Genomic DNA, 8,413 nt, shown 5'->3' on the forward strand with positions numbered 1-8,413 from the left:
ATGCCGATCAGGAAAACGGATCCACCAACGCAGTGCCGGTTCGCTTGCTGCACAAGGCCTACGCGCTCGACGGGAGATATTACGATCGGGCATCGAAAGATTTTGGACGTCTTCGTTGCAGATGCACCCGAGCTTTGGTCGCTCCACCGACGACCTGAAAGACATCTCCGTGCGAGCCCTAGCGGAAGTCGAGCTCCTGATCCGACACGGCAAAACTCTGCTCGGTCCACACCCAAAGGCGCAACCATAAAAAGGCGCGAGTAAAGCCATCGCAGCCAGGTGCGATGGCCACCTCTGATCACCGGACACTTCCGACTCTGATATCACCAGTGAAGTCGACATGCATTAGATCGTGACTTGCGTTCGAGACTTCCACGACGAGCAACTGTTGCTGTTGGCCGCAGTGGTATGCAGCGTCGGCATCTACGCCTCATCCGCCATCGCCGCTCATGCGGCGCGTTCGGAAGGCGTAGCTCGGCGCAAATGGGGCATCGTCAGTATCGTCGCCGCCGGCTGTCCGTAACCGTGCTGGCGCGCGAGGAGGTGCCCTTCGCCAAGCGCTTCGGCGAGGCGGTGGGCGCAGCGCTGAAGCAGTACCATGCCGACAACGGCGTCACGTTCGAGACCGGCTCCGTCGTCAGGATCACTGGCATCAGTCGTGTCGAAGCTGTCGAGACGAAGGACGGACGGCGCCTCCCGGCCGACATCGTTCTCGTCGGCGCAGGTGCAGATCCGGAAAGCAGCCTGATCGCGGACGTCGACCCCGGCGAGGGCGGCGGTCTCGAGGTCGGCGGGGACCTCAAGCTCGCGGACGGCGTCTGGATCGCAGGCGATATCTCCGCTTTCCCGGAGAGGGCGAGCGGCGAGACCGCACGGATCGAGCATTGGCGTCTCGCGCAGCAGCACGGCACCCATGTGGCCCATGCCATCCTCGACCGAAGCGGCGTGTTCGCAGGTGCTCCATTCTTCTGGAGCAACCAGGGCGACAAGCGGCTCGATTACGGTGGATACGCCAAAGGTTTCAACCGGATCATCGTTCAGGGCGACCCCTCCGCCCTCGACTTCATCGCCTATTACGTCACCGGCGACAGAGTGACCGCCGCCTGCAGCATCGGCCGCAACAGTGCCTTCACCGCCTTCCTGCACTTGCTCGGCCTCGTAAGTCTTCCCTCGGCGGCCGAGATCGAGGCCGGGGCGGACCTGCCCACCCTTGCGCGCGAGGCTGCCTAGCGGCTGTCCGGCAACCGATCGCGAACCGCGGCAAGGTCAGGCGCTAGGTTCAGGGATCAAGCCGCCGGGTCGGCGTGGCGCCGGCCCTCCGTTCTTTCGTGCCGCGCGGACCGCCGCGCCCCCAGGGCATCGGCGGTCGGATGCCCTCCGGCGTTCACGACCGATCGGAATGGGCGAATAGCCGACATGCGTCGCATTCCGCGCTCACGTCCAGTTTCTCGGGTCTGCGTTCCAAGAGTAGACTTGCGGAAACCTAGCCGCCTCGGACGTTCCGCTCTCGACCCTTCCGGACCCTGGGGAGGTCCGCTTCTCGGTAGCTTGGTGGAGGATGACCTACGTCCAGGTCGAAAGGATTGGGGGTTGATCCGCTTCGGGGAACCCAAGCCATGAAGCGGACCTTCGTTCGGGCAACGACTTTCGGCAGGTAGACTTCGGCGAGGTTTGGCCGGGCGGTCAGACCAGCCGTGCGCCGCCGTCGATGTGGAGGGTCTCGCCGTTCATGAAGCCGTTGCTCATGAGGAAGACGACCGCTGCACCAGCCTCCTCCGCCGTGCCGAGACGACGCTGGGGGAGCTTCTCGGTGAGGGCGGCGACGTAGGCGTCGCGATGCGTGCCCAGCGTACGGGAGAGAAGCGGCGTGTCCGTGGTGCCGGGTGAGAGCGTATTCACGCGTATCGGCGCGAGTTCCAGCGCCAGACCCCGGGCAAAAGCCTCCATCGCGGCCGAGGCGGCGGCGAGCACTGCCGTTCCCTGGGCGCTCGGGCGATCCGCCAGCGCTCCCGAGATGAAGGTCACGGAGCCATCGGAAGCGAGGCGTTCACCGAGCGTCCGTAGGGTATGGACGGCCGCCCAGATCCGCTCGTCGAAGGCGCGCTTCAGGTACTCGACCTCGGCATCCAGGACCTTGCCGGCGACGAAGGTGCCGGCGAGGAGGACGAGGTGGTCCACGTGCGGGATGTCCGCGAGGGCCTGTGCGATGGTCTCGGGCTTGGTCACGTCGGCCGCACGCCAGCCATTGAAGCCGTTCTCCGTCGCGACCCGCTCCGCGCCCTCAGGGTTGAACCCGACGACGATGACCTTGGCGCCCGCGGCCTTGGCCTGGATCGCGGAGGCCAAACCGATGCCGGAGGTGCCACCGAAGATGACGACGGTGCGATCTTGAAGGGTGGAAGCCGCAAGCGAGCTGATGTCGTTCATGGTCCTGATCCTCGTGCTCGGGGCGTCGATCGCCGGGGACCAAAACCTAGATCTTCGCTTTGGGCTTGATAATTCTGCCGCGTGGCGGTTCAGTTACGCCATGACGGCACAAATTGGGCTCGACCGGCTCACCGGCCTCATCGCATTCGCTCGTGCCGGCTCGCTGGGGAGCTATACCGCGGCAGCGCGCGCGCTCTCGATCTCGCCCTCCGCGGTGAGCAAAAGCGTCCAGCGCCTAGAGCAGCATCTTGGTCTGCGCCTCTTCCACCGAACCACCCGGTCGCTCACGCTCACTTCGGAAGGACGCGACCTGCACGAGCGGGCGCTTCGCCTGCTACGCGATGCCGAGGAGATCGAGCAGATGGCGGTGGCGGCCCGCTCGGAACCAGCCGGGACCCTGAAGGTCACGGCGCCGTTGCCGGTAGGCCTGCACCTGATTGCTCCGGCACTGCCCCGTTTCCGTGAGCGCTACCCGAAGCTGATGGTGGACCTGCGCCTCGGCGATGGCTTTGCCGACCTGATCGCGGACGGCATCGACGTCGCCATCCGCGTCGGGGATCTCGGAGACAGTCGACTGATCGCTCGAACGCTGGCGCCACACCGTGTCTGCGCATTCGCATCCCCGGCCTATCTGGTCCGGCGCGGAACCCCACGGCATCCGGACGAACTCGTGGACCACGACTGCGTGAACTTCCGCTTTCAAAGCACTGGCCAAGCGCTACGCTGGCCTTTTCGAGTCGGGGATCGCATCCTGGAGATCGTACCCAACGCCGGCATCGTCACCGACAACAGCGACGCCGTTGCATCCGCTCTCGTCGCGGGTGGCGGCATCGGCATCTCGCCGACCTATCTGGCGGCTCCCTTGGTCGAACGCGGCGAACTCATCCCGATCCTGCATGAGTATTCCGTGGACCGCCACGCAATGATCGCCCTGTGGCCGGAGAGCCGCCGGGGCAATCCAAACGTGAAGGCGTTCCTGACCTTCCTCGGCGAAATCTTTCGAACCCCGGCGCCCTGGGACGTGACAGTGGCGGCTCATGTGGGCCGCATGTCCCAGGATCATGTTGGTAAGCCCGTCTAAGCTCGATGGCGACCGAGCTCGAAGGCTGACGGCAAGGCCATCGCGCTCGATAGCGATCCACTTGCGGGGAGCCTTCGCCGGACACGAAGCGACCGGCTCGAATCGCTGACGGAACGTCTTCTTCCGGAAGCAAGATCAAGGTTCGGTTGCCTCTTCATGAAGCATCACGGGGTGATGGTCCTGGGGCCGACCATCGCGGAAGCCTGGGACGACCTCTACGATCTCGAGCGGGCTGCCGAGGTGCAGACCCTGGCGCTCTCGACCGGGCGCCAGGTCATCCCCGTGGATCCCGCGATCGCCGAAGCCACGGCCCGCCAGATGCGCGCCGGCGATCCCGAATCCGCCCGCCTGCCCCTGTCCGCGATCCGGAGAATCCTGGATCGCGAGGAGCCGGCGTACCGGGACTGACGCGGCGGAAGGAACGAAGGCGCGGCCGGCGGCGGATCCATCCGTCCCAAGTGCCGGGGCAGCCCGATGGGAGTTGCGCTGTCCGACAGAGGCGCCGACACGGTCCGCTGGCTCGAAGCACGGGAGGCCGCGATGCTGGCCCTGCTCGCGGTTCTCGTGAACATCGATTCCAATTCCTACGAGGAGGCCGGCGTCGATGCCGTCGCTGCCCGGATCGGTGGGTTCTCGCCGAGCATGGTGTGTCCGTCGCCACGATCCCGATCGCAGGATACGGCGATGCGCTGAAGGCCCACGTGGCCGGGCGCGGAGCCGCCTATCGGCCGGCGGTGCTGATGGGGCACCGCGACACGGTGTTCTCGACCGGCGAGGCCGCGCGGCGGCCGTTCCGGGTCTCGGATGGTCGCGCCTACGGCCCGGGCGTCGCCGACATGAAGGCCTGGCTCGTGATGAACGCCTTCCGCCTCGCCGCCTTCCAACGGGTGGGCGGGGCACCGTCCCCGCTCGTCGGCCTGTTCACCAGCGACGAGGAGACCGCGTCGCCGGCCTGCCGCCCGATCATCGAGGAGACGACGCGCGGCGCGCGCGGTTCTGAATTCGGAGCCGGGGCGCCCGTCGGGCGATGTGGTGACGGGCCGCAAGGGCGGCGTGTTCATGGCGTCGACGGTGCATGGCAAGGCTGCCCATTCCGGCGCCAACCCCGCGGACGGGACCAGCGCCATCGGCGAACTCGCCCACAAGACGATCGCGCTGCATGCGATCACCGACCTCGAACGCGGCACCACCGTGAACGTCGGCCTCGTCTCGGGCGGCCAGTCGGTCAACACGGTCGCGCCGCTCGCCACCTGCGCGATCGACCTGCGCTACGTCCGCCCGGAGGATCGCGAAGCAGCCATGGCACGCATCGCGGCGATCGTAACCGAGGCCATGCTTCCCGGCACCTCGGCCGCTTTGACGATCCGGGGGGAATTCCTGCCGCTGCAGGATGCGGCCTCGCGCGCCCTGTTCGAGGCCTATGCCGGAGCGAGCGCGCGCTACGGCGCGACGGTCTCGGGCGCGTTCACGGGCGGCTGCGCCGATTCCGATTTCACCGCCAGCGTCGGCTGCCCGACTCACTGTGCGGTCGGCCCCGTCGGCGGCCGGGCCCATTCCCCGGAGGAGTACCGGGAGGTGGAGAGCCTCGTCCCGCGTGCCCGCGCGCTGGCCGTGACGATCATGGGAGTTTACCGGCCGCGCCTGTCGGGCCGGCGATCGGCCGGCCTGGACTACCCAAGATCGAGGTGGCCGCGCCGATGATCGTGGCCCGCCACGGCGCGCCTCAGGAGTCCGACCAGAAGGTCCTGATCCTTAGGGGCGAGCGCCGAGATCGTCAGGGCATGGGCCTCGTGGGCGGCGTGCTCCATCGCCGCGTGGAGCGCTTTGCCCTCCGCGGTGATGCGACAGACCTGCGCCCGGCGATCCGCCAAGGAGGTCGACCGGCTGACCAGCCCGCGGGTGGCGAGCCGCTTCAACGCGCCCGTCGTGGTCGTGCGGTCAAGCGCAACGGCGTTGGCCAGCGTCGTCTGGTCGGCCTCCTCGAGGTCCCGCAGAAGCGACAGCAGGCTGTATTGCAGCGGTGTGATCCGAAACGCAGCGCAGCGCTCGGAAAACAGGCTTACGTGGATCTGGTGGAGGCGCCGCGCGAGGAAGCCGGGGCGCTCGGTCAGCGGCCAGGTGCGTGCGGCGGCCGCCGCGGCATCCGTCTCCTCGCGGTCGCCGGCCCTGTCGTCGGCAATCCTGTCGTCCATCGCAATCCATCCTCCGAACCAGTCTGGCACGCGGACTGCATACCGACAATTACGAAGCACACTTCGCTTTTCGATACACCAGAGCGTCGGCCTGACCGGCGCTCCGACGATAAGGCAGTCCCATGGACGATCCCCGTTTCGATCTGCTCCTGCGCGGCGGACGCGTGATCTGCCCGGTCTCCGGCATCGACGGCATCCGAGACGTGGCGATCCGAGACGGGCGCATCGCGGCGGTCGCCGAGTCCGTCGTCCCGTCGGCAGCGACCGAGGTGATCGACGTCTCCGGCAAGTTGGTGCTGCCGGGCATGATCGACACCCACGGCCACGTCTACCAGTACGTCACCGGCCGCTTCGGTTTGCCGCCCGACATGGTCGGCGTGCGCTCCGGCGTGACCACGGTGATCGATCAGGGCGGCCCCTCCTGCATGACACTGCCGGGCTTCCGCCACTTCGTCGCGGAGAAAGCCGAGACGCGGGTCTACGCCTTCCTCTCCGCCTACCTCGTGGGCGGCCTCGAAGGGCACTTCTACCCGAACCTCTACAGCCCCGACGGCGTCGACATCGAGGCGACGGTCAAGTCGGCCACCGAGAACCGCGACCTCGTGCGCGGCATCAAGGGCCATGCGGAGATCGGGGGGTTCGCCCGCTGGGGCATCAAGGTCATGGAGATGGCCGCCGAGATCAGCCGCCGCTCCGACCTGCCGCTCTACGTGCATTTCGGTCAGCTCTGGGGCCTGCCCGAGAGCGGCTCCAATGGCGAGGATGCCAATACCATCATGGAGCGGGTGATCCCGCTGCTGCGCCCCGGCGACTTTCTCGCCCACCCCTTCACCCGGCATCCGGGCGGCTTCATCAACGAGGACGGCGTCGTCCACCCGATCATCCGTGCGGCAATGGATGCGGGCCTGCGGGTCGACGTCGGCCACGGCAGCCACTTCTCCTACCGGGTCGCCCGCGCCTCCCTGCCGGCGGGCGTGATGCCCTACACCCTCGGTGCCGACATGCACGGCTACAACACCGAGGTGCCGAAGCCCGCCGGCACCCCCGACGAGCACCACGACGACGAGAACCATCCCTTCCTCGGTCAGGCGCGCTTCAGCCTGACCCAAGCGATGAGCTCAATGATGGCGCTCGGCCTCTCCCTGGAGCAGGTCGTGCCGATGGTGACCTCGCACCCGGCGGAGATGCTGGGCCTGTCCGACCGGATCGGCGCGCTGACACCGGGATTCGCCGCCGACGTGTCGGTGCTCCACGACCATCGCGGCCGCTTTCTCCTGCGCGACAACGAGGACACGCAGGTCATCGCACAGCGCTTGCTCCAGCCGGCCTTCTGCCTGCGCGCGGGCAAGCGCTTCGAGGCGGATTCACCGATCCTGCCGCAGGCAATCGCGGCGTGACGGCGCGCCCGATCCTCGGTGAGGGCGTCGGCGCCCGCCTGCCGCGCAAGGAGGACGACCGCCTGATGCGCGGGCGTGGCCAGTATGTCGGCGACATCCGCATGCCGAAGATGCAGGACGTGGCCTTCGTACGAAGCCCCCTGGCGCATGCCCGCATCCGGGCGATCCACGTGCCGGAGGGCTATCGCGACCGGGTGTTCACCGCGGCCGATCTCGACGGCGTGCAGCCGATCCGCGCGGTCTCGGGGCTGCCGGGCTTCAAGGTCTCGGAGCAGCCGGTGCTGGCCACGGGCAAGGTGCGGCAAGTCGGCGAGCTGCTGGCGTTCTGCGTCGCGCCGACGCGGGCCGAGGCCGAGGACATCGCCGCCTCGGTCGTCCTCGACCTGGAGGAGCTTCCGGCCGTCCATGACATGCTCGCCGCCCGCGAACCGGCTTCGGCGCTCGTCCACGAGCACTGGGGCGACAACGTCTTCCTGGAGACGCAGGTCGACGTGAACTTCGCCGCTGCGCTCGATGCGCCGATCCAAGTCTCGCGCACGATCTCCACCGCCCGCCAGTGCATGGCTCCGCTCGAGGGGCGCGGCGCCGTGGTGCATCTCGATCATCGCATGGACCAGCTCGTCGTCCACTCCGCCAGCCAGATGCCGCACATCGTGCGCAACGGCCTCAGCGAGTGCCTCGGGATCGAGCAGGGCCGCATCCGCATCGTCGCGCCCGATGTCGGCGGCGGCTTCGGCTACAAGGGCATTCTACTCGCGGAGGAGATCTGCCTCGCATGGCTCGCCTTGCGCTGCGGCCATCCTGTGCGCTGGCTGGAGGACCGGCGCGAGCACCTCACCGCCAACGCCAATTGCCGCGAGCACCATTACCGCATCACCGCCTATGCCGACCGCGACGGAACGCTTCGCGGCATCGACTGCGAGGCCACCGTCGATTCCGGCGCGTACTCCGCCTATCCGTTCTCGGCCTGCCTGGAGGCGGCGCAGGTCGCGAGCATCCTGCCCGGCCCCTACGACTTCCCGAGCTACCGCTGCCGCACGTGGTCGGTGGCGACGAACAAGTGCCCGATCCTGCCCTATCGCGGGGTGGCGCGCACCGGCGTCTGCTTCGCGCTGGAACTCGTGCTTGACGCGGTGGCCCGCGAAGCCGGCATCGAGCCGTGGGTGGTGCGCGCGAAGAACCTCGTGCGGCCCGAGCAGATGCCTTTCGACAACATCACGAACAAGCACTTCGACAGCGGCGACTATCCGCAGGCGCTCGCCCGCGCGCTCGACGCCGTCGATCTGCCGGCCCTGCGCGCCCGGCAGGCCGCGGGC

Annotated in this window: 7 protein-coding genes and 1 pseudogene; 6 read left to right on the forward strand and 2 right to left on the reverse strand. The window is 67.9% G+C overall.

Translation table 11 applies throughout. The features are described from left to right. Positions 1–525: 525 nt before the first annotated feature. The gene (locus FV223_RS14005) at positions 526–1,230 is read left to right on the forward strand and encodes an FAD-dependent oxidoreductase (RefSeq protein WP_246689684.1); all 705 of its coding nucleotides are present in this window, start codon (positions 526–528) and stop codon (positions 1,228–1,230) included. 453 nt (positions 1,231–1,683) lie between these two features. On the opposite strand, the gene FV223_RS14010 is transcribed toward FV223_RS14005, so the two are convergent. Then, the gene (locus FV223_RS14010) at positions 1,684–2,427 is read right to left on the reverse strand and encodes an SDR family oxidoreductase (protein ID WP_147727619.1); all 744 of its coding nucleotides are present in this window, start codon (positions 2,425–2,427) and stop codon (positions 1,684–1,686) included. Positions 2,428–2,527: 100 nt separating this feature from the next. Here FV223_RS14010 and FV223_RS14015 point away from each other — a divergent pair, with 100 nt between their 5' ends. The 3 genes and pseudogenes from FV223_RS14015 to FV223_RS14025 form a co-directional block, all read left to right on the forward strand. Continuing rightward, entirely contained in the window at positions 2,528–3,508 is a 981-nt protein-coding gene (locus tag FV223_RS14015) for a LysR family transcriptional regulator (RefSeq protein WP_147727623.1), read from the forward strand. A 105-nt stretch (positions 3,509–3,613) separates the two neighbouring features. Next, positions 3,614–3,916, forward strand: a complete 303-nt coding sequence (locus FV223_RS14020) for a class II aldolase/adducin family protein (RefSeq protein WP_279603949.1) — start codon at positions 3,614–3,616, stop codon at positions 3,914–3,916. 66 nt (positions 3,917–3,982) lie between these two features. Continuing rightward, positions 3,983–5,131 (forward strand): annotated as a pseudogene (locus tag FV223_RS14025) (M20 family metallopeptidase); the annotation flags it as partial. Positions 5,132–5,178: 47 nt separating this feature from the next. Here the strand turns inward: FV223_RS14025 and FV223_RS14030 are convergent. Then, complete coding sequence (locus FV223_RS14030; RefSeq protein ID WP_147727621.1) at positions 5,179–5,700, reverse strand: MarR family transcriptional regulator; 522 nt, start codon at positions 5,698–5,700, stop codon at positions 5,179–5,181. Between the two features lie 122 nt (positions 5,701–5,822). On the opposite strand from FV223_RS14030, the gene FV223_RS14035 reads away from it, so the two are divergent. Together FV223_RS14035 and FV223_RS14040 are read left to right on the forward strand one after the other, a co-directional pair. Beyond that, positions 5,823–7,097 carry an amidohydrolase/deacetylase family metallohydrolase gene (locus FV223_RS14035; protein ID WP_147727622.1) on the forward strand — a complete coding sequence of 425 codons (1,275 nt, stop codon included), beginning with the start codon at positions 5,823–5,825 and terminating at the stop codon, positions 7,095–7,097. 65 nt (positions 7,098–7,162) lie between these two features. Continuing rightward, a partial coding sequence (locus FV223_RS14040) for a xanthine dehydrogenase family protein (protein WP_147727624.1) occupies positions 7,163–8,413 on the forward strand: 1,251 nt, incomplete at its 3' end.

The organism is Methylobacterium sp. WL116 (genome assembly GCF_008039455.1).
Taxonomy (GTDB): domain Bacteria; phylum Pseudomonadota; class Alphaproteobacteria; order Rhizobiales; family Beijerinckiaceae; genus Methylobacterium.